The sequence below is a fragment of the Bacteroidales bacterium genome (assembly GCA_014860575.1).
Lineage (GTDB): Bacteria > Bacteroidota > Bacteroidia > Bacteroidales > JAAYJT01 > JAAYJT01.
The window spans coordinates 33,531-54,117 of record JACZJK010000050.1; the positions used below are offsets into that span (position 1 = coordinate 33,531).

The 20,587-nt window shown below is 43.3% G+C and carries 14 protein-coding genes; 6 read left to right on the forward strand and 8 right to left on the reverse strand.

Annotated features, from left to right (window positions below):
* Window positions 1-85 precede the first annotated feature (85 nt).
* Complete coding sequence (locus IH597_13335; GenBank protein MBE0663437.1) at window positions 86-913, reverse strand: DUF4271 domain-containing protein; 828 nt, start codon at window positions 911-913, stop codon at window positions 86-88.
* 213 nt (window positions 914-1,126) lie between these two features.
* On the opposite strand from IH597_13335, the gene pta reads away from it, so the two are divergent.
* Genes pta through IH597_13350 form a run of 3 tightly spaced genes read left to right on the forward strand, consistent with a single transcriptional unit; the run spans window position 1,127 to window position 4,396 of the window.
* Complete coding sequence (gene pta / locus IH597_13340; GenBank protein MBE0663438.1) at window positions 1,127-2,131, forward strand: phosphate acetyltransferase; 1,005 nt, start codon at window positions 1,127-1,129, stop codon at window positions 2,129-2,131.
* 35 nt (window positions 2,132-2,166) lie between these two features.
* Window positions 2,167-3,138, forward strand: a complete 972-nt coding sequence (locus tag IH597_13345; GenBank protein ID MBE0663439.1) for a 3-hydroxyacyl-CoA dehydrogenase family protein — start codon at window positions 2,167-2,169, stop codon at window positions 3,136-3,138.
* A 52-nt stretch (window positions 3,139-3,190) separates the two neighbouring features.
* The gene (locus tag IH597_13350; GenBank protein ID MBE0663440.1) at window positions 3,191-4,396 is read left to right on the forward strand and encodes an acetate kinase; all 1,206 of its coding nucleotides are present in this window, start codon (window positions 3,191-3,193) and stop codon (window positions 4,394-4,396) included.
* Window positions 4,397-5,162: 766 nt separating this feature from the next.
* On the opposite strand, the gene IH597_13355 is transcribed toward IH597_13350, so the two are convergent.
* The 6 genes from IH597_13355 to IH597_13380 form a co-directional block, all read right to left on the reverse strand.
* Entirely contained in the window at window positions 5,163-5,903 is a 741-nt protein-coding gene (locus IH597_13355; GenBank protein ID MBE0663441.1) for a YebC/PmpR family DNA-binding transcriptional regulator, read from the reverse strand.
* A gap of 109 nt (window positions 5,904-6,012) precedes the next feature.
* Window positions 6,013-7,557 carry a DUF2807 domain-containing protein gene (locus tag IH597_13360; GenBank protein ID MBE0663442.1) on the reverse strand — a complete coding sequence of 515 codons (1,545 nt, stop codon included), beginning with the start codon at window positions 7,555-7,557 and terminating at the stop codon, window positions 6,013-6,015.
* A gap of 77 nt (window positions 7,558-7,634) precedes the next feature.
* Window positions 7,635-8,756, reverse strand: a complete 1,122-nt coding sequence (locus IH597_13365; GenBank protein ID MBE0663443.1) for a hypothetical protein — start codon at window positions 8,754-8,756, stop codon at window positions 7,635-7,637.
* Window positions 8,757-8,759: 3 nt separating this feature from the next.
* Window positions 8,760-9,245, reverse strand: coding sequence for an RNA polymerase sigma factor (locus tag IH597_13370; GenBank protein MBE0663444.1), 486 nt, complete (start codon window positions 9,243-9,245; stop codon window positions 8,760-8,762).
* Between the two features lie 273 nt (window positions 9,246-9,518).
* Window positions 9,519-11,306, reverse strand: coding sequence for an elongation factor 4 (lepA, locus tag IH597_13375; GenBank protein MBE0663445.1), 1,788 nt, complete (start codon window positions 11,304-11,306; stop codon window positions 9,519-9,521).
* A 132-nt stretch (window positions 11,307-11,438) separates the two neighbouring features.
* On the reverse strand, window positions 11,439-15,557 hold the full coding sequence (locus IH597_13380; protein ID MBE0663446.1) for a hypothetical protein: 4,119 nt from the start codon (window positions 15,555-15,557) through the stop codon (window positions 11,439-11,441).
* 383 nt (window positions 15,558-15,940) lie between these two features.
* Between IH597_13380 and IH597_13385 the strand changes: the two genes are divergently transcribed.
* The 3 genes from IH597_13385 (at window position 15,941) to gap (ending at window position 18,633) form a co-directional block, all read left to right on the forward strand.
* Window positions 15,941-16,276 (forward strand): helix-turn-helix domain-containing protein, encoded by a 336-nt coding sequence (locus tag IH597_13385; GenBank protein MBE0663447.1) that lies wholly within the window; start codon window positions 15,941-15,943, stop codon window positions 16,274-16,276.
* Window positions 16,255-17,301: a DDE-type integrase/transposase/recombinase gene (locus IH597_13390; GenBank protein MBE0663448.1), complete on the forward strand. Its 1,047-nt coding sequence runs from the start codon at window positions 16,255-16,257 to the stop codon at window positions 17,299-17,301. The genes IH597_13385 and IH597_13390 overlap by 22 nt, the downstream gene beginning before the upstream one ends.
* 336 nt (window positions 17,302-17,637) lie before the next feature.
* Window positions 17,638-18,633 carry a type I glyceraldehyde-3-phosphate dehydrogenase gene (gene gap, locus IH597_13395; GenBank protein ID MBE0663449.1) on the forward strand — a complete coding sequence of 332 codons (996 nt, stop codon included), beginning with the start codon at window positions 17,638-17,640 and terminating at the stop codon, window positions 18,631-18,633.
* A gap of 90 nt (window positions 18,634-18,723) precedes the next feature.
* On the opposite strand, the gene IH597_13400 is transcribed toward gap, so the two are convergent.
* Window positions 18,724-20,466 (reverse strand): hypothetical protein, encoded by a 1,743-nt coding sequence (locus tag IH597_13400; protein MBE0663450.1) that lies wholly within the window; start codon window positions 20,464-20,466, stop codon window positions 18,724-18,726.
* Between the last annotated feature and the right edge of the window lie 121 nt (window positions 20,467-20,587).

The window sequence follows — 20,587 nt, forward strand, 5'->3', positions numbered from 1 at the left end:
ATCTCAACTGTAGGTATCCTAAAAAAATATTATCGGCTGCAAAGGTAGTGGACTAAAGTGTAATTCAGCCTGGTTGCGAAGCCGGTCATATGCCTGCATTGAAAAATTTGGCCAGTATAAGCAATGGCGCAACTTCCAGCATGATAACGTATAAAAACAAAAAGAAAAGCGGGAAGCTGGAAATAGATAAACCTACAAGAATTCCCCTGAAAACCTTATAGATGGTGATCACTAACGTTGCAATAAGCGAAATTTCGAGGACTAATGTGGAGCCGGTATAAACAACCACCGGCAGAATAAGCAAAAAGAAAATTCCTGCAGAAAGATTGAATAGTAAATTATTTAGCAAGTAGTTGCCAGTAGCATCGTAGGTTTTAAAGATATGGGCCAATGCCCGGCTAGCCATTGCTTTTACCAACCAATAAACAGCGTTGGAAGCCAGAATAGCAACATAAAGCCACTCATTATGGACAAGGCCTGTTGGCAGCAGGTTGAGATGACTGAGAACAATATAAATGAACAATGATGACAGCAGCAGGTATATGGTTCCCAGCGCGAGCGTAACCTGTTCGTTGAATGGATTGCCTTCGCGATAAAGGTGGGCAACTGCACGTGGAACAAAACATGCCTTGAGCAATTGGCCCATGCGCCTCGAATAATTATGCTTTGCAAATGTAAATACCAGGAAGCAGGCAACAAGTATTACCGTGATCCAGTCATATTCATATTCATTCCGTTTCGTGCCCTTGTCGGGTCTTGCCGGATTAATATCAAAATGTGTACTCACCGGCAATGGCCCTGGGATCGCAACTATAAAATCCACTTGAAAAGATGCCGTATCCTGGTAAGCAGGCTCATAGATCTCTTTTGGTATTATCTGATATGGATATTGGAAAATTGAGTCCTGCGCCATTATTGCTTTGTAGCTTTCTGGTTAACAATACTTTTGGTGTGGTAAAAATGCGCTACAAAAGTAACATAAGATTCATGACTGCCTAATCCTGCCAGGGGATAAATTCTTCACAAAAGCAAGGCTTTGATATAGTTCACATCTTAATAAACCCTAAATTTGCACACTATTTATATTTTACCCTATCATCAACTACACTAAACAAAAGCCGCTCGTATGGGATTAATGGAAAGCATCCGGAACAAAGCCAGGCAAGCCGGAAAAACGATAGTGCTCCCCGAAGGAACTGAAGAACGAACACTGAAAGCCGCTGATTTTATTCTTAAAGAGCAGATTGCTAAGATAATTTTGCTTGGCGATCCTGAAAAGATTTTTGAACTGGCCAGTGAATGGGGACTGGAAAACATTGCCAAAGCAATGATCATCAATCCCAAAAATAATCCTCGAAAACAGGAATTTGCTGATATGCTTTTCGAAATCCGGAAAAGCAAAGGCCTAACCTTAGAACAAGCTTTACAACTGGTTGAAGATCCGCTCTATCTCGCTACTTTATTGATCAAGAAAGGTGAAGCTGACGGCGAAGTAGCCGGTGCCGGCAATGCTACCGGAGATGTTTTGCGACCAGCCTTCCAGATTGTGAAAACACTTCCTGGCATCAGCGTTGTTTCTGGTGCATTCATAATGATTTTCAAGGAGCATAAGCACGTTCCTGATGGCTTACTGGTTTTTGCCGATTGTGCTGTTCATCCCGATCCAACGGACGCTGAACTCGCACAGATTGCTGTAAGCACGGCACAAACTGCAAGAAATATTGCCGGTATCGAACCACGGGTGGCCATGCTGAGTTTTTCAACCAAAGGTTCGGCAAAACATCCGTTTTGCGATAAAGTGATCAGCGCCACTAAAATTGCCCGCGAGATGGATCCCACACTTGAAATTGACGGTGAAATGCAATCCGATACGGCAATTGTTGAATCTGTTGGTATGCATAAAGCGCCGGGAAGTCATGTTGCCGGCAAAGCAAATGTGTTGATTTTCCCTGATCTGCAATCCGGAAACATTGCCTATAAACTTGTCCAGCGCCTGGCCGGTGCGGAAGCCATTGGCCCGGTATTGCAAGGGCTTGCAGCCCCTATCAACGACCTTAGCCGTGGCTGTTCGGTGAGCGATATTGTGAACCTAATTGCCATCACAGCCAACCAGGCAGCCGGCGTAAAATGATTGTTATTTTTTCAACCTAAAAATATTTTTATAAAATGAGCGACAGATTAGAAGATTTCAGTTTGAGCAGAACTGTCAATTCAAAGAAAACTTTACAAAAAGTTGGTATTGTCGGCTGTGGCGCTATGGGCCAGGAAATTGCCATTCTTGTGAGCCAGTCAGGCATCGAAGTAGCCTTCGTGGATGTTAGCCAGGAAAGGCTGGAAGAGGTGTTTAACCGCCTGAACCGTTTGCTGGATGCACGTATCAACAAATGGGGCCTTACCAATACCGAAAAGAAACTTATTCTTTCCCGCATCAAGGGATCGGTGGATTATAAAAGCATCAGCGATTGTGATATAGTACTTGAGACTGTGAACACCAAAAAGAAAGGAACCAGTCTTGACCTGCGACAGCAGATATTCAAAAATATTGAAGAAGCTGTTCCCATTGAAACCGTGATCGCTTCAAATACTGCCACATTGATGATCAGCGAAATTGCCTCCGTGCTTAAGAATCCCGAAAGGGCAATTGGCCTGCACTTTTTTGGTTCGGTAAACAAGGTTAAGATTATTGAAACGGTTCGCAGCGTTTATACCAATGATAAAACCGTTGAGCTGATCAGCAAGTTTGGTATGATGATCGGGAAAAAGCTGGTTCATGTAAATGAGTCGTCAGGAAATGTAAGCACAAGGATGTTGGTTCCAATCATCAACGAGGCCTGCGAAATATTGATGGAAGGTGTTGCCACCGTAAGCGATATTGATGAAATCATGCGGGAAACTTCCGGATTACAGAATGGCCCTTTTGAAATGTGCGACATAATTGGCCTGGACAAAGTATTGAAATGGATGGAAAACCTTTACCTCGAATTTGGAGAGCAGAAGTACAAGCCATCGCCAATTATAAAACGCCTGGTCAGGGCAAACATGGTTGGACGCCGCACCGGCGAAGGGTTCTACAAATATATTGATGATAAAAAAACGAGTAAAAAAGGTCCGATCCATAAACTGGGCCGGGAACAATAAAATTGATTTAAGCCTTTGAACCGGCTTATTAACAAGATAATCTCTTAGAACTATGAAAATTATTGTATTGAATTGCGGAAGCTCCTCTATTAAATATCAACTGTTCGAAATGCCCTCGCAGGAAGTGCTTGCCAAAGGCCTGGTTGACAAGATCGGGCTTAAAGGCTCATTGATCAAACACCAGCGCAACGATGGTGTTGAAACCAAACTTGAAGGAGAAATACTGGATCACCAAACAGGCATTGAGTATCTGCTTGGCGTGCTTGTAAGCGAAAAATTCGGCTCAATCAAAAGTATAAATGAAATCAATGCTGTAGGCCACCGCGTGGTACACGCCGGCGAAATGTTCGGCGACAGCGTTGCCATCACTCCGGAGGTTGTAGCAGCCCTCGAAGAATGCATTGACCTCGCACCCTTGCACAATCCGCCAAACCTTGAAGGTATTTATTCCATTACCCGCCTTTTGCCTGATATTCAGCAGGTTGGCGTGTTTGACACCGCATTTCACCAAACCATGCCCAATTATGTTTACCTCTATGGTATTCCATATTCACTCTACGATAAGTATAAAATCCGCCGCTACGGCTTTCATGGCACGAGCCACCGTTATGTTTCACAGCGGGCCTGCGAAATGCTAAAGGTTGATTTTAAGACCCAAAAAATAATTACCTGCCATCTCGGCAACGGTGCTTCTATTGCAGCTATTAAGGATGGCAAATCGCTTGATACCAGCATGGGTATGACCCCGTTGGAAGGCTTGATCATGGGAACCCGCTGCGGCGATCTGGATGTTGGAGCGGTGCTTCATATTGCCAACAAAGAAGAAATTGACATGGCCACTGTGAACACCCTGCTTAACAAGCACAGTGGAATTCTGGGCATTTCGGGCATCTCGTCAGATATGCGCGATGTTGAAAAAGCTGCCGAAGAAGGAAATCACCGGGCAAGTGTTGCGTTGCAAATGTATCAATACCGCATTAAGAAATACGTTGGGGCTTATGCTGCTGCTATGGGCGGCGTTGACATTATTATCTTTACCGGTGGCGTTGGCGAAAACGATTATATTTCCCGCTCAGTGGTGATGAAGGATTTGGAATTCATGGGTGTGAAGTTCAATGAAGAGCTGAACCATAAGTTGAAGAGCAAGGAAGTAATCCTTTCAACTCCCGACTCAAAAGTGAAAGTGCTGGTGGTTCCAACCAATGAAGAACTTGTAATTGCCAGCGATACCTATGAGATTGTAACGAAAAAGGATTAACTGGAAGTTGGTTGAACCTAAACGCAAAGCCAAAGCCGGAAACCAAATACGCTAAAAACTGAAACTGCCTGTTCGAACCCAATGGGATCCGGACAGGCAGTTTTGTTATGCAAACAGTTTGCGGCAATGCCATATACCATGGTGTGAGCAGTGATATTTATGTCAAATATATTATTTTGTATCAAATTTATCGTCTTCTTCGTACTTATATTCATCCGTATCGTTTGACTCCAAAAGGATTGTGTTCCCCAAAACAGGTTCTCTCTCATAATCACCAACAAGTTCCCTTTTTTGTTGCCAAATCACACGATAGAAATAAATCAGGGCGTATATCAGGTGGAAGAAGAATAAGAATATCCCAGAGTTACTGTATCTATCGTACTTAAAGAAAAAGTAAAGGGTATAAATGAACAAGAAAATCCAAAGTGTCGCAAGAATGAAAATAATTCCCAGTAATAAAAAATGCGGCTCTGTCTCAAAACCTACATGGAATAAGAAAAATGTCCTGAAGAATAGTATTATTTGTAGAGTAATTAATACAATGCTCGCCCAGAAACAAACAATCAAGAAGTTAAGTAATTGTTTGGATATCATTTTATTTGTCAATCGTGTCAGGTTGTTAATGTGGATAATTGGACGCAAATACACTTTATGTTATACATAATCAACTGTATGGGTTTGTGTTATCATAGCCTACAACTCCGAAATTGCAATACCTCAGCCTCCACCTTCGCTCGTCTAAGCCTCAGCCTTAGCCTTTCCCCCCCTACATCTCCTCCATCAACTCTTCGCTGATTTCGAGGTTGTGATATACGTCCTGCACATCATCATCGTCTTCGAACAGATCAATGAGCTTCATCACTTTACGTGCCGAGTCAATATCAAGTTTTGTGGTTTCTTTGGGTACGCGTTGCAATGAAGCGCTTTCAGGTTCTATTCCGAGTTCTTCAAGCTTTTTCATCATTGACCCAAAATCTTCCATCGCTGTGGTGATGGTGAAGAATTCTTCCTCCAGTTCAATATCTTCAGCGCCTGCTTCAATCAAAGCCATTTCAAATTCATCCTGGTTGATATCGCCCATAGCAACTGTGAACACGCCTTTGCGGTCGAACAGAAAGCTGAGCGAACCATTGGTTCCCAGGCTTCCGCCAAATTTGTTGAAGTATGATCTTACGTTTGCAACGGTACGTTGTACATTATCGGTAGTACATTCCACGTAAACGGCAATACCGTTGGGTGCGTAGCCTTCATAAGTGGTTTCGGTAAAGTGTGCCGCATCCTTATCAGCAGCTTTATTGATTGCCCTGGCCACATTGTCTTTGGGCATGTTCGCTCCTTTGGCATTTGCTATGGCCAGCCTTAGCCGCGGGTTGTTTTCGGGGTCAGGGCCACTTTCTTTAACAGAAATATTAATATCCTTGATGATCTTTGAAAAGATCTTTGAGCGCTTTGCATCTATCGCTCCCTTCTTCCTCTTAATGGTTGACCATTTACTGTGTCCTGACATATTACGATGGTATTAAAAATTGAGCGGTAAAATTACAAAATTCCTTTTCTCCCGAAAATAAAAAAGGCCGCCTGTATCAGGCAGCCCGGGAGATAAAATTGCTTCGTTCTTAAAACGATAGCAAGGTGATACCGGCGGAAAAGGGATATAATTCAGGCCCTTTGTTTTCGCGGAATAAAGTCAGCAATGAATAATTTCCGTAAAGGCTCAGTTTTCCCCAGCCAATTCTTACGGTTGCGTCGGCTTTAAATGGGTTCAGATGAAAATCGTCGCGTTCTTTTTCTTTCTGTTTTTTATTGGTTTCATACACGTTTTTAGAGTGCGAACCTACCCTGAGTCCTCCAACAACGCCAGCCCCGATGTGGAAACTGTTCAGGTTGCTTTTGGGGTTTGTCTGGAATTCAAGGATCAGCGGGATATTCAGATATCTGACATTCAGTTTGCTCTTGGTGTAATCCTTGTCTGGATTTTCAATCTCAGCAATAACATCAGCCGTATGATCGAGCTTCACCTTGTCATCAAACCTGTAATTGTTCCATTCAAAACCAAGTCCGGTAACCAGGCCTAGTTTATTGCCGATCAGGTTAAAATTTTGCTCAAACAGGTTGAGGTGTACATTGATGGATTTCTCATAGCGCAGGTCGAGAAAAGCATACTCCTGGGGTACTTCCAGCTTGTTGTCAGGGGTCATGTATCCGTTTATTCCGAGGTTAAATCCTGCCCAGTGACCGTTGAATCGCTCTTTTTTCTTTGTCTTCTGAATCTGAACCTTTCCTGATTCATCTACTTCAAGTTGACCTGAGCCAACCTTTACCCTGGTATTTTCACCATCATACACTTCAATTTCAACGTTTCCTACCTTAATGCGAACCGAATCGCTGCCATCAGAGGAAATTACGTCAATGTAACCAAGTGAATCCGCATGAATGTCTTCATCTATTTCAATACTGAACTGCCCCTCTTTTCCAACGCTCACCATTGATGCGCCGTCGTAATATTCCAACCGTCCTGCCCCGCTTACATCTGAGTCAATTTTATCAGTTGCGGTGATTTTTGCTTTGCCGGCGCCACTTACACGGGCCCTGGTAGTTTCAGTAAGCAAACTGACAGCCTGAAGGCTTGCTGCGCCACTAACTTCAGTGATGTGTGTGTCGGCGGTGCCTGCGAGGGTTACTTTCGAAGCGCCTGAGATATTTGTTATAAGTTGTTCAACATCCAAAGCAAGATTGGCTTTGGCCGCTCCGGATACATCCAATACAAACTCAGTGGTTTCGATAGGGTCAGAACCTTCAAGTGAAGCCGCTCCACCTACAGATACTGATACCAGTTCAGTGTAATAAATATGTACATCTAGTTTAGTGGGGTTGGTCATCCCTTTCGAACCGATATACAGTTTGCCTTCCTTTACACGCAATGAGATCTGATCGTGCAGATTGGCATCTGTTTCTATAATAACCATAGGGTCATCTGCTTCGGTGAGGGTAACTTTAAATGCAGCGCCTACATCAATGGCTGAAAAATCATCAACAATGTATTCGATTGTTGTTACATCTTTGTTTCCCTTTACGTTTCGTTGTGCACTTACAGTGAACGAAAGCATTAACGCTGCCAGCAGTAAGCACGTTGTTACAGTTTGTTTTGATAGTGTTTTCATGGTCTCTGAATTTTTAGTGATCGTAATGCAGGTATGACGGGAAGTAGCAGGTTTTTGTTACAGGAGTATGAAATACGCTATCTGTTTCTACGTAAGTTCCTGTTTATCTGCATGGATTGGCTTTCGAACGCAAAAGAAACAACCTTGCCTTCATCGTTCTCTTTCTTTCTGAACTCTAAATCTGCGCCTGTAATACGAGCAAAACCGTTGATGCCAACATCAGCAACCTGCCAAAGGTTAATCTGTGAAGGCAGAATCTGGATTTGTTCTTCGCCTGGTTGAAATATTTCCTTCACCAATGATGTTCCCTGGGCAAGCAACTTTTCTGCACTGGGTTCTTCATCCAGCAATTCGCCGTAGCGAATATTTTGCGCCATGGCGATATCATTGTAATAACGCGAAAAATATTTACGCTGATCTGATGAAAGCTTGGGCAGGCGAGATTCTCCAATCCTGGCAGGGCCGGGAAGTGATGCCAGGTAATTCATATTTATGAACTCTCTGGTTTTTTGAATCTTTGTTTCAGTTTCTTTTCTGTCAGAACCGCGCGAAGGCCTTGTGGCTTGTTCCAGCCCATTCTCATCAATCATTTCAGTTGTAGTTGTTGCATCCTGAGGTTGCGGATTTGATTCCGCAGTAACAACTTCTTCAACTCTTGCAATTTCTTCTAATTCTGTTTTTCCGGGTTCAAAAAGGAAGGATAAACCAAACAATATTGCCAGTGAGGCAGCAACAGCAATGCCATAATACCATTGCCGTGTGAGCAAAGGAATCACCAGCGATTTCTTTAAAGCTTCTTTATTTCTGAAAACTACAGTGGGTTCGGGTTGCAGACGGCATTGTAAAAAGAGGTCATATTCCTTTTGCAGCATAGGGTTCGCAACAAGAAAATCAGCAACGTCTTTGTTTTCCAATTTTGTTAAATCGCCTTCAATATCAGCCACGAAATACTCTTCGTAGTTTTGTTCGTTTATCTTGCCAACAGCCGCTAAAACAGGTTTCCGGAGCATTTCTTTAGCGTTGAAACTAAGATGCATATCAGGCTCCAACGGTACAATTTCCAGCCCTTCAATTTCCTCCTTCAATTGCGGATGCGCATCAAGAAAAAGCATCAATTCAGCAGTTTGAGCTGCATTGAGCTTTCCCTCAATATGATCGAGAAAAAATACTTCGTAATTATTTTTATTGATGGCTGTCATGGTTCATATTACATTTTGCAAACTGCCGATATAACTCTTTAAAAACACCCTAGCCCGGTAAATATACACTTTCACCTGCGACTCATTAAGTCCTGTAACTTCACCAATTTCTGCATAGTTGTATCCTTCATAATCCCTCAGCATAATCACCGATTTCTGTATTTCGGGAAGCTTTTCCACGGCCTGGTTCAACACTTCTTTCAAGTCTATGCTTGGCGACTCAACAATCATTTCATTGGTATGATAATTTTCCAGCCGGGTTTGTCTTTTTTCTTTCCTGATGGTGTCAATCATTGTATGGTACGCTGTTGTAAAAAGATATGATTTGGCTTTTTCGTTGCTCACATCTTTGTGCTTTTCCCACAATCGGGTAAATGATTCCTGTACCACGTCGCGTGCCTGTTCCTCATCGCCAATATTCTTGACTATGAAGCGGTACACCCCATCGGCATGATTGTCCACACACAGATTGTATTCTGCTGCCGTCATCGAAACAAATTTATCTTCCCAAAAACAAATGTACGACGGAAATGTGAAAGGAAAGTTACATGAGGGAGGAAGTTTGTGATGCGGTTTTGTTGTGATGCAGTGATACAGTGATGCAGTAATGCGGTGGTGGAGTGTTGGAGTAATGGAGTGATGGAGTAATGCAGTGGTGGAGTCGTGGAATGTTGTGTCACAATTTGTGAAGAGCTCGTCCCCCTTGGAGAAGGGGGTTAGGGGGATTGATTGGCTCCAATCGTCAATCGTAAATACCTTTTCTCAATCCAGCTTCAGAACTGCTAAAAAGGCTGTTTGCGGTACTTCAACATTTCCTACCTGCCGCATGCGTTTTTTGCCTTTTTTCTGTTTTTCAAGCAGTTTTCGCTTACGGGTGATATCGCCTCCGTAGCATTTGGCTGTAACATCTTTGCGCAAGGCTTTGACCGTTTCCCGGGAAATTATCTTGGCGCCGATGGCGCCTTGTATGGCAATATCGAATTGCTGGCGCGGAATCAATTCCTTCAGCTTTTCGCACATACGACGTCCAAAATTATAGGCATTGTCACGATGGATGAGGGTTGAAAGGGCATCAACCATTTCACCGTTTAAAAGTATGTCCAGTCTCACCAGGTCAGCCCTGCGATAGCCAGAGATATGGTAATCAAAGGAAGCATAGCCTTTGGAGATGCTTTTCAGTTTATCATAGAAATCAAATACAATTTCTGCCAGGGGAAGTTCGAATGTTACTTCTACCCGGTCGCTCGTGAGGTAAACCTGGTTTTTCAGGGTTCCGCGCTTGTCAATACAAAGCTTCATAATGGCCCCGATGAACTCCGATTTTGAAATCACCTGGGCAGTAATGTAAGGTTCTTCAATGTAGTCAATAAAGTTAACCGCGGGCAAACCACTCGGGTTGTGAACCTCAATTAAATCTTTCTTAGTGCCGTAAACCTTGTACGAAACGTTGGGAACCGTTGTGATCACATCCATATCAAACTCACGGTCGAGGCGTTCCTGGATGATTTCCATGTGCAGCAATCCAAGAAACCCACACCGGAAGCCAAATCCAAGCGCAAGGGATGATTCAGGTTCGAAACTCAGTGAAGCATCGTTCAACTGCAGCTTTCCAATGGAATTGCGCAATTCCTCATAATCATCAGCATCCACCGGGTAGATACCCGCAAATACCATAGGTTTTACAAGCTTGAAGCCCTCAATTGGTTGATCGCAAGCGTTTTCAACATGCGTAATCGTATCGCCCACTTTCACCTCAGCGGAACTCTTGATGCCTGAAATGATATAACCCACATCGCCTGTATAAAGTACTTTTCGTGGCTGGCGATCCAAACGCAGTATTCCTATCTCATCGGCCTGGTAATCGTGGCCGGTCGAAAAGAATTTGACATGGTCCAAATGCTTCAAGGTTCCGTTCATGATACGGAAATAGGCGATGATCCCACGATACTGGTTAAATATTGAGTCAAAGATCAAAGCTTGCAGAGGTGCATCGGGATCGCCTTTTGGATGGGGAACACGGGCAATGATAGCTTCAAGGATTTCTTCGATGCCAAGGCCTGTTTTGCCGCTGGCACGTATGATATCTTCCTTGTCGCAGCCAATTAGGTCAATGATCTGGTCTTCCACTTCATCGGGCATGGCGCTATCCATATCCATTTTATTCATTACCGGGATAATAGTCAGATCATGTTCAATAGCCTGATACAAAACTGAGATGGTTTGTGCCTGTATGCCCTGGCTGGCATCAACGATGAGCAGGGCGCCTTCGCAAGCAGCGATTGAACGGGAAACTTCATAGGAAAAGTCAACATGGCCGGGAGTATCAATCAGGTTCAAAACATATTTCTGTCCATCTTGTTCGTAATCCATTTGTATAGCATGGCTCTTGATGGTGATCCCACGCTCACGCTCAAGATCCATATTGTCGAGGGTTTGTTCAAGCAGCTCTTTGCCCGAAACGGTTCCTGTTATTTGCAATAAACGGTCGGCAAGGGTGCTCTTGCCGTGATCAATATGGGCAATAATGCAAAAATTACGAATATGCTTCATTCAGGTAATTCAAAATTCAATATTCCAGATTCAATATTCAAAAGGCACAAATCGTAAATCGGCAATCGCAAATCCGAAATCAATTTGTGGGTGCAAAAGTAATCAAAATCCCGTCAGGTAGTATCTTACACTTTACAATGTGGCTTTGATCTCGGTGGTCTCAACCAGGTAATGTCCCAGGAAAATATTTCCCAGGTGCCCGTCAATAGCAATTTTGTCACCGGGTTTCAGAATGATTCCATTGATCGTGCATTCTTTCTTTACATCGTTAACAACCAGATCAGTACAATTTACCACACAGGTTTTTCCGAGCCTGACTGCGGTTACTGCAGCATGTGAAGTAGCGCCGCCTTTAGCCGTCAGCAGGCCATTGCATTCAAATATCATCCCGATATCGTCGGGCACAGTATCAGGCCGGAGTAAGATAATCCGCTCACCGGGATTTGCCTTAATGAGCCGGTTCATATCATCCATATCTATTGCCACAATCCCGTTCATTGCTCCACCCCCAATGCCAATTCCACGGCCAAGAAGTTTCATTTGATCCGGGGAACTGCTGAATACATCAATTCTCGTTGGCTGGTGTAAATCCTGGTCACGGGTTTGAAGGATAAACAGGTCTTCGGCTGCTTCCGATTCAAAGGTAAATTCAATTTCCTGCGGACTATACCCCAGGTTCTCAGTCATCTCGGTAGCAATTTGATGAATTTTTCTGTAAATCTCAGGATGTGTGATCTGTAAGGAACTTCCTTCAATTCCGAGTTGCTTACGCTGGGTTTCGCCAACGGGCAGCGGGGTCACCAATCCACCGACAATGTCTTCACCCTGGCTGCAGAGTGTGAAATCGCCATACAAATGAACGCCGGGCCGCTCCCGCAAAGGGTTCTGTGTGAACACAACCCCGGTGCCAGAGTTATAGTTCAGATTTCCGAGTATCATTTTTTGTACGATAACGGCTGTGCCCCATTCATCAGCAATCTGCATATGCTCGCGGTAAACTTTGGCTCGCTCTGAACTCCACGAATCAAATACACAATTTATGGTATAGTTTAACTGCTTGTATAGATCTTGCTCGAAATGCACCTTGTGATCCTGAATTGCCTGAAGGTATGACTTCGCAATCTGTTTCATGTGATCCGGCGAAAAGTACATTTTCAGGTCAATGCTGTAGCGTTGCTTGTAATCGCGCATAATGCTGTCAAAAACATCGCGGTGAACACCATGAGCCATTCCCCAGCTTTGAAGAAAACGGCGGTAGCAGTCCCAGGATGTCCAGGCAAAATTGCTTTGCTTACTCAGCCCTTCAACCAAATGATCGTTCATACCGACATTCAGGAAAGTATCCATAGCCCCGGGCATAGATATAGCAGTCCCTGAGCGAACAGAAAGTAATAATGGATTTTTGGGATCCCCGAATTGCTTTCCGGTAATCCGCTCAAGCCTGCGCAGGTAAAGCATGATGAGTGAATCAATCTCCTTACGTATTTCGCTATGGTTCGAAATCGCAAAACGGCGACGGAAAACTTCTGTAGTAAGTATGAAACCTGGCGGTACCGGAAATCCTGCCAGGTATAGCTTTTTCAGGAAAAAGGCTTTTGACCCAAGAAAAATCTGGTTATCAACGTGCAGTGTTTCTTCATAAATGGGGCTGATTACGAGGTCGGAGTTGTACGACATAACATCGTTGATCAGCTCTGCCGGATTTTTATCAACCATGTTCCTCAGGGAATTTAATATGCGCGAAACCAGGTTGTCGAGGGGTTGCACTAAAAAAGCGGCGCTGATGATGTCGCGGAAAAACTCTTCGGATTTGCGGTTGATAAGTTGCGATCTTTCTTTTTCAGTTCCTTTGATATCGCGGGCGTAAAGTTGCGGAATAACCACTTTTATCGGATACTCATAGGATCGCAGGAAATATTTATCAATAGTTACCTTAACGTTATCGGCAATGAACTGGAAAATATTAATGTATTGATGAAGCGAAAAACTGCGTGAGGTGAGCGAGTAACGGAACATGCTCAGGTTGGAGTTGAAACCCTGGTTATAAATGCCGTCAAGTTCCAGCCCTTCCTTAAAATATTCCAACACATTGTAAAGACGGTTCAGCGTTTTGGCCGAAACATAATCGAGGTTTATCCTTGCAATGATCTTCTCCATCAGCCGGGTGGCAATTTTTTCGAGCCTGAAAGTAAGCCCCAGGGCTTCAAATTTGGGTTCGCGGTAAGTTCCGTACATGGACGGGATTCCTATGGCGATATGCCGCTTGTGGTAGATGTTTTCCCAGCTCTGACTTGGTTCAGGGTTAAAAATTATCTTTTTCAGGCGCTCCATAAACTGGTAAATCAGTTTTAGGGCAACATCAAAATCATCTTTGTGCATCGCTTTTTCGAACCGGCTAATTTCGGTGGGCTCGATAAATGCATAGCGGCGGAGAATGGTTAAGATATCAACAGTTTCAAATGAATATTTCTCCTTCAGCAACGCATACAACGCATGGATGCAGGTGAGCCGGTGCAGATCATTTTCGTTTTCGGACGGTAATTTTTTGAGCAAACGTTCGAAGCGGTCGTTGTTGAGATCCAGTAATTGATCGAAGGTAATTCCGGAGATTTCAAGCAATTGGTTCACGAGACTGTGCACGACTGTGAAATACTCGCTCTCCAGGTCAATGGATTCAAAAACATCTTCGGGGACGAAAGGCTGCAGCGCATCTTTGTTGCCATCGTGCCAGAACTTAAAGATGCGGCGCGTTAGCTCAATGAGGGTGTTATTGCTTTCGGTATGCACTTGTTTCCGCAAGAAATGCACCAGGCGGTCCTGCCGTCCGTTCACTTCGTCCATGTTGGTGGTCACATTCCTGATCTCACCTTCAGCGCCTATTTCATGAAAGTAGACCGGAAAAATGCGGGTTAATTGCTTTACCTTTTTGTAATAGGGTGCAATGTTCGAGTTCAGGATTTTAGTGATTTCCCGCTGAAACAGGTCCGTGTCGCTAATGAAAATGCCTCCCAGCCTGAGGTTCACAATCAGGGCCGAAAGCAGTTTCTCCATTCCTGTCTGCGAATATTCTATCAGTTCCAGCCACACCCTTATGTTTTTGATGTGGTTCGCATTGACGTTGATTTGCCAGTCCTTGTTTACAAATACGATTCCCGGCGTTTCGAACCCAAAATCAATGAGTTTCTTCTCAAAATAGTTTACAAACTGTTTGTCTTCTGTTTCATCCTTGTCAACAATTTTTCTGCCCAGGGTTAAAATACAATCCAGTACCGCCGACATGTGCTCGGTGCGCAACTCTTCGCATAAAGCAAAAATACGGTCGGTAAAAGCAAATAATTCATCATTTCCAAGTTCATCAATGGCGCTGCGGAGCACCTTGTTTATGCTCCAGATCAGGCGGTCTTTCATGCTCAACATGCCCGGAAGATGAAGTAAATAGAAGGTGTAGAAAAACTTGTCAATGAAGCTCGGCAGTTCTTTTGAAAGCGAAGCAAGTCGCCCGGCAATATCATCGAAGGTTGGGATTTCGTCAGTTAATGCATCCCAATCATTTGCTGCATTTATTTTTTCATTAACCATTTCGAACCACGGCTTACCGGCTTGTTTGAAGATGTTTCTGAAATCGTTGCTGAGAAATTCCTTTCGTTCTTCATACCATTGCTCAATGGCCGTGCTTTGTTCCCAGTATTCGAGATTATGGAGTAAAACCATTTTAACCAGGTTCACGATTTTGCCAGTAAACTCAGGCGCTTCAACCACTTTACCAAGATATTTGAAAAAGAACTTTGAGCTTTTTATGTAAGCAGTGGTGTTTGATCCAAGATTGTTCTCAAGCACTTCAAGACATTGATGAATAACAGGGTAAAGTTCCGTTTTTTTCTCCTTAATGATCTGACTCATAAGTTCAAGCAATGTTTTAACAATCTGCTCGCTGAGGTCTTCTTTTTTACATGTTTCCAAAAGAATATTATACAACATAACCGGTTCGGACAAAGCCTTAACAGCCTCCGGTAAGCCGGCATAGAACCAGAAATCGGAAATCAGGATTTCTCGCAGCTGTTCAACCACAAATAACCTGTTGCTGAATGGATGAAGGTATTCAATGATACATTCCTGCGCCCGTTTATTGATCCCATAGTAATCCTTCGACAAATCAATGAAGGATTGTAGGTTGGCGGGGATCACAATATCCTTATATCTTGTTTCGGCCAGGTTGGCTTCCAGTGCTTTTGAGTAAAACTTTTCAGTCATTTCAGAAACTTTATTTTTCTTCAAAGATAGCTATTCGACCCGAAAGCGGACCCGACTGTCTGACAATGCCTCACCTCGCTGTTCGCAAACTTTTTCGCACCACCCCATCACTCCCCGCCCGTACCGAAGCGGCATGTTCGGGCGGGCAACACTTCAAACTGTATCACAAGCATCAGGGCTTCAATCCCCTCGTACCTCGGGGCTTGGATCCCTTTCATCACAGAATCTGCAAGTCAATCCCCCTAACCCCCTTTTCAAAGAGGGGGACTCGATCTTTGCAAATTGTGACACAACATTCAACTACTCCATTACTCCAACTTAATTTCAAATGTTTCAGCCCCCTATGAGCTTGGACACATATTGTTCAATTAAATCTTAATTTTATGGCTGAAATAAAAGACAAATTTGCTTTGAAACGCAGGACAAAAGAAGAGAAGGAGAAGCTTTTACAAGAGATACAAAAGCTTGGGGTTGTAGCTGGTTGCCGCAGATATTCCATTGATCCTTCAACCTATTACACCTGGCTTGAAAGGTATCAAGCACACGGCATCAATGGTTTGGAAGACAGGCGTTCACAAAATCATGATGCTATTGTGCGTAAACTTGAGAAAGAGAACAGAATGCTAAAGGAGCTCATGGCCGAGAAAGATCTGGAGATTAAAATGCAGGCCGAACTTCTAAAAAAAAAGATGGAACAATGGAAGATCGCAAAGAAGTAGTCTGCAAAATGGTAGGTTTGGGCATGCGCACAAGCAAAGCGTTGGCAATGGCCGAAATACCCAGAAGCTCGTATTACTATCGTTCAAAAGGAGTGCGAAAAGGGAAAGAACCCAGTACTCATACTTTGAAAAATGGTGAGCTTGTCAGCAATGAGCAACTTGTAAATGAAATGAATGACATCTTGGGTGTAGATTTTATAGACTATGGTTATGCCAGAACTACCAGGGCACTGGCAGAAAAGGGCTATCATGTGAATAAGAAAAAGATCTACAGACTGATGAAAATCAATCATTTATTGTTAAAGAGAAGAAAAGCAGTGATCAAGAAAAACTACGTGAGTGATTTTGTTTCACTCTGCACTGCGCCGTTTCAGGTGATGGAAATTGATATCAAATATGTGTTTATCCATGGTTTACGCAAAAACGCTTATCTCATCACCATATTCGACGTATTTTCACGCGCAGCCCTTGTTTGGAGTATCGATCTCGATATGAAAGCCTCCCGGGTGATTAATCTGGTTGACCAACTCTTGCAAAAATGGCTTATACCTTGGAACATTGACCCAAAACACACCAAAGTCAGCATAAGAACTGACAACGGTTCACAATTTATTGCCGCTCTTTTCCGCCAGCACCTCAAAGAGGCAGATATCACCAACGAGTATATCCAGCCTGCAACGCCTCAACAAAATGGGCATATCGAATCATTTCATGCTACACTCACAAAACTCGTCTGCAACAAATACTGCTTCGATGATTTGAACCATGCTATAAACGTATTCCATAAATTCTTTGATGTATATAATAACATAAGAATCATGGAACCAATACTCTACAAAACACCTTCCACTTTCATAAATCTCTGGAAAGAAGGTCGTATTGATGCTAAAATTGAAAAGAAAAAGGTAATTTATTTCTTCAGAGAAGAGACCACAAGTCATAAACCCGTGGCCTCCTCATCTGAATACTCTTGGGGTAAAAACAAAATTATGTCTTATTCTACTAACTTTGTAAGTACCGTTTAATTTAGTCCAGTTTATAGGGGGTCAGACCAATAGGGGGTCAGACCACAAAATCCAAAGCCCAAAGCCCAAAATCCAAAGCCCAAAGTCTAAAATTTCAATTTCGTTCCAGCTGTCTTTTTTAGATTTTCGAATCTCAAATCTTGAATTTTGAATTAATAAATTCATTACTCCATTACTCCACCAATTGACCAATTGACCAATTAACTAGTAAGCTAATTAACCATACACCACTGCATCACCGCATCACAAAAAAATCCTGAACGTTCATCCATATGCCACCTTGCCACAATTTTACTAAATTTGCACCCTCATTTAAAAGAAAAGACTATGACAAAGATTAAAATTGGCATTAACGGCTTTGGCCGAATAGGACGCAATGTTTTGAAGCTGGCGTATGAGAGATCAAACATGGAAGTTGTCGGTATTAACGACCTGACCAGCACCAAGGTATTGGCTCATCTACTCAAGTACGACTCTACCCAGGGCAAATTCAATGGCACCGTTGAATTTGACGATAGCAATATCATCATCAATGGTAAAAAAGTCCCTGTTTTTGCTGAAAAAAATCCGATCAACATTCCCTGGAGCACTACACCAGATGTTGTAATTGAAGGCACCGGCGTTTTCCGTTCAAAAGAAGGCAGCAAGGGCGGCTATGGTGATCACCTTAAGAATGGCGCTAAAAAAGTGATCCTTTGTGTTCCTTCAAAAGACAAGATTGATGCTACCATCGTGTTGGGTGTAAATGACAGCGATTTAAAAGATAGCGATGAGTGCATTTCAAATGCATCATGTACTACCAATTGCCTTGCTCCTATTGCCAAGGTGCTCAACGATAAATTTGGTATTGAAAATGGTTTTATGACCACAATCCATGCCTACACCAACGATCAGGTTATCCTTGATGGCCCGCATACAGACCTGCGTCGTGCCCGTTCGGCTGCTTTATCGCAAATACCAACAACCACCGGCGCTGCTAAAGCTATCGGGCTGGTAATACCAGAACTTGACGGCAAGTTGGATGGGCTGGCCGTACGCATTCCGACCCCAACCGGTTCGCTGGTTGACCTGGTTGTTAACCTGAAAGTTGAAACCACCAAGGAAGCCATCAACGCTGCTATGAAAGAAGCCGCTGAAGGCCCAATGAAAGGCATACTCGAATATACCGAAGACGAAATTGTTTCTATTGATATTGTGCACAATCCGCACTCTTCCATTTTTGATGCTTCAAGCACCATGGTAAATGGGAAGACAATAAAAGTACTTTCATGGTACGATAACGAATGGGGTTATTCTGCCCGCGTTGTTGACATGATTGAAAAATTATTTTAAGACCCGATAAAAATCCTGGCAAGCAGTTTCAGCATTTTAATGACTGAAGCTACTTGCCAGGATTGCTTTTTCTGCACAAAATCTTCGATGCTATCTGAATCGCAGGATTTTATTGGTTGTGATGTAAATCTCGCCGTTCGCAGTCTGCAACTGACTTTGCATAAGAATTAACCCGGTTTTTTCTTCTCCTTTCAATCCAAGAGAGATCATTTCTTTCCCTGCCCGCTTGAATGCGAATTCTTCCAGTTGTATCATTTTGCCTGTTAAATCGTATAACCTGATGTTCAAAATTCCTGAACTTGGTAAATTATAAGTCAGCTTCAGGTTCTGACCTTCCAACTGATAGGTGATGAGGTTAAAATTTTTGCTTTCAGGTTTTTTAAAGTCGTTCACTGATGTTAACGTGTCAACGTTAAGCAATGCCGCGTTGCTGTATATATCGCAATGCAAGCTCGAAACAAGGCATTTGTACTGGAATTCGTCATAGGCTAACGGCACGGAAGTTAATGTGAGTGCAGGTGTTTCCACGCCTGAATATAAACCCTGGTTTTGGAGTATATCCCACGACGTTCCATTATCCTGGCTTTCGTACCACTGATACTGCTCTGCACCGCTGGCTACCACTGTGAAATTTGCATCCGATCCTGAATAAATTGTAAGATTTGAAGGGTGGGAATTGATGGCGGGAACCGCAAAAGTGCTGATTTGCCCGTTGATTGTAGAAAGTATGTACTGGATTTGATCTGCACTCAAAACAAACGACTGTGCCATAAATATAAGAGGAGTTGTTCCCTGGTTGAAATCAAAAACGAGCTCGAACAGTAAACCATCAGGAATGCTTACACCAAGGGCAGCAGACCAGGATATCTGCAAATGCGGAACCGGCACGGTTTGAACCGATGCAGTAGCGCCTTCGATCACAGGGTTCACGTTGGCAAGGCCTGTAAAACTTGCAACTGAAGGGTTATAGGAAATGAATATCCCGAACTCAATAACATCTTCCAGTGCGAAACCCTGAACAGGAACTGCAACTGTTTCGTCAGGACATGAACCAACACTTGGGAGCGCAAGCATAGCCGTGAGCTCAGGCAAAACTGTGAGCATTGCTGAATCTGACATGGCTACACAGGTATCGCTATCAGCGAGAAAACAACGATACCAATAACCGTCGAGTTCAACGGGAGCCTGTACAACGGTAAGCTCCGATCCGTTTACATTCTGGTAGCCTGCACCATTTTGGAGGTCATACCATCCCGCTCCATCAAATTCCTGCCACTGATAAGTGCTTGCACCAGTGGCTACAACTGAGAATGTAGCGTTGTTGCCTGCCGTAACAACTGTATTTTCAGGATTGGCTGTAATATGTGGGCCCATAATTGCCGAACCATCCTGGGTTGTGAATGGGATTGGCAACAGGTTCACACTCGTAAGATCGCAGTTAGGGTTAAATGTCAGATCAGAACTGCCGCCTTTGTAAATAAAGTAGAGTTCCAGAAGTGTTCCATTGCTTATATTTCCGGCAGTAGTACTACTCCAGACAATGTTGACCTGTGTGGTCGGAACCGTTACCGGGTTGCTGATCAGACCCATAAATTGTGGATCCAAATTGCCATGGCCATCATACTCCAACACAGCAGTATCATACCCAACATATAGGGTGATGGCTCCTACATTCAGGAAATCTTCAACATGCAGGGTGATCGTTATATCAGAACCGGGACATGATGTAACACTATCCAGAGAGAGAACAGCAGTTTGTGCAACTGCCAGACTTGCCAGGAAAAGGCTGAAAACCAATGCTACTGTCTTGATTGAATGCGTAATTTGTTTCATGATATTCAATTTTTTTCGGTCAATTATTTTAAAACCGGCGAAATACCTATTTGGTTTAATTTACACTTCACAAAGGTAGCGAAAATGCATTCCGGAGTCAATTTCATTTTTAACGCCTCAG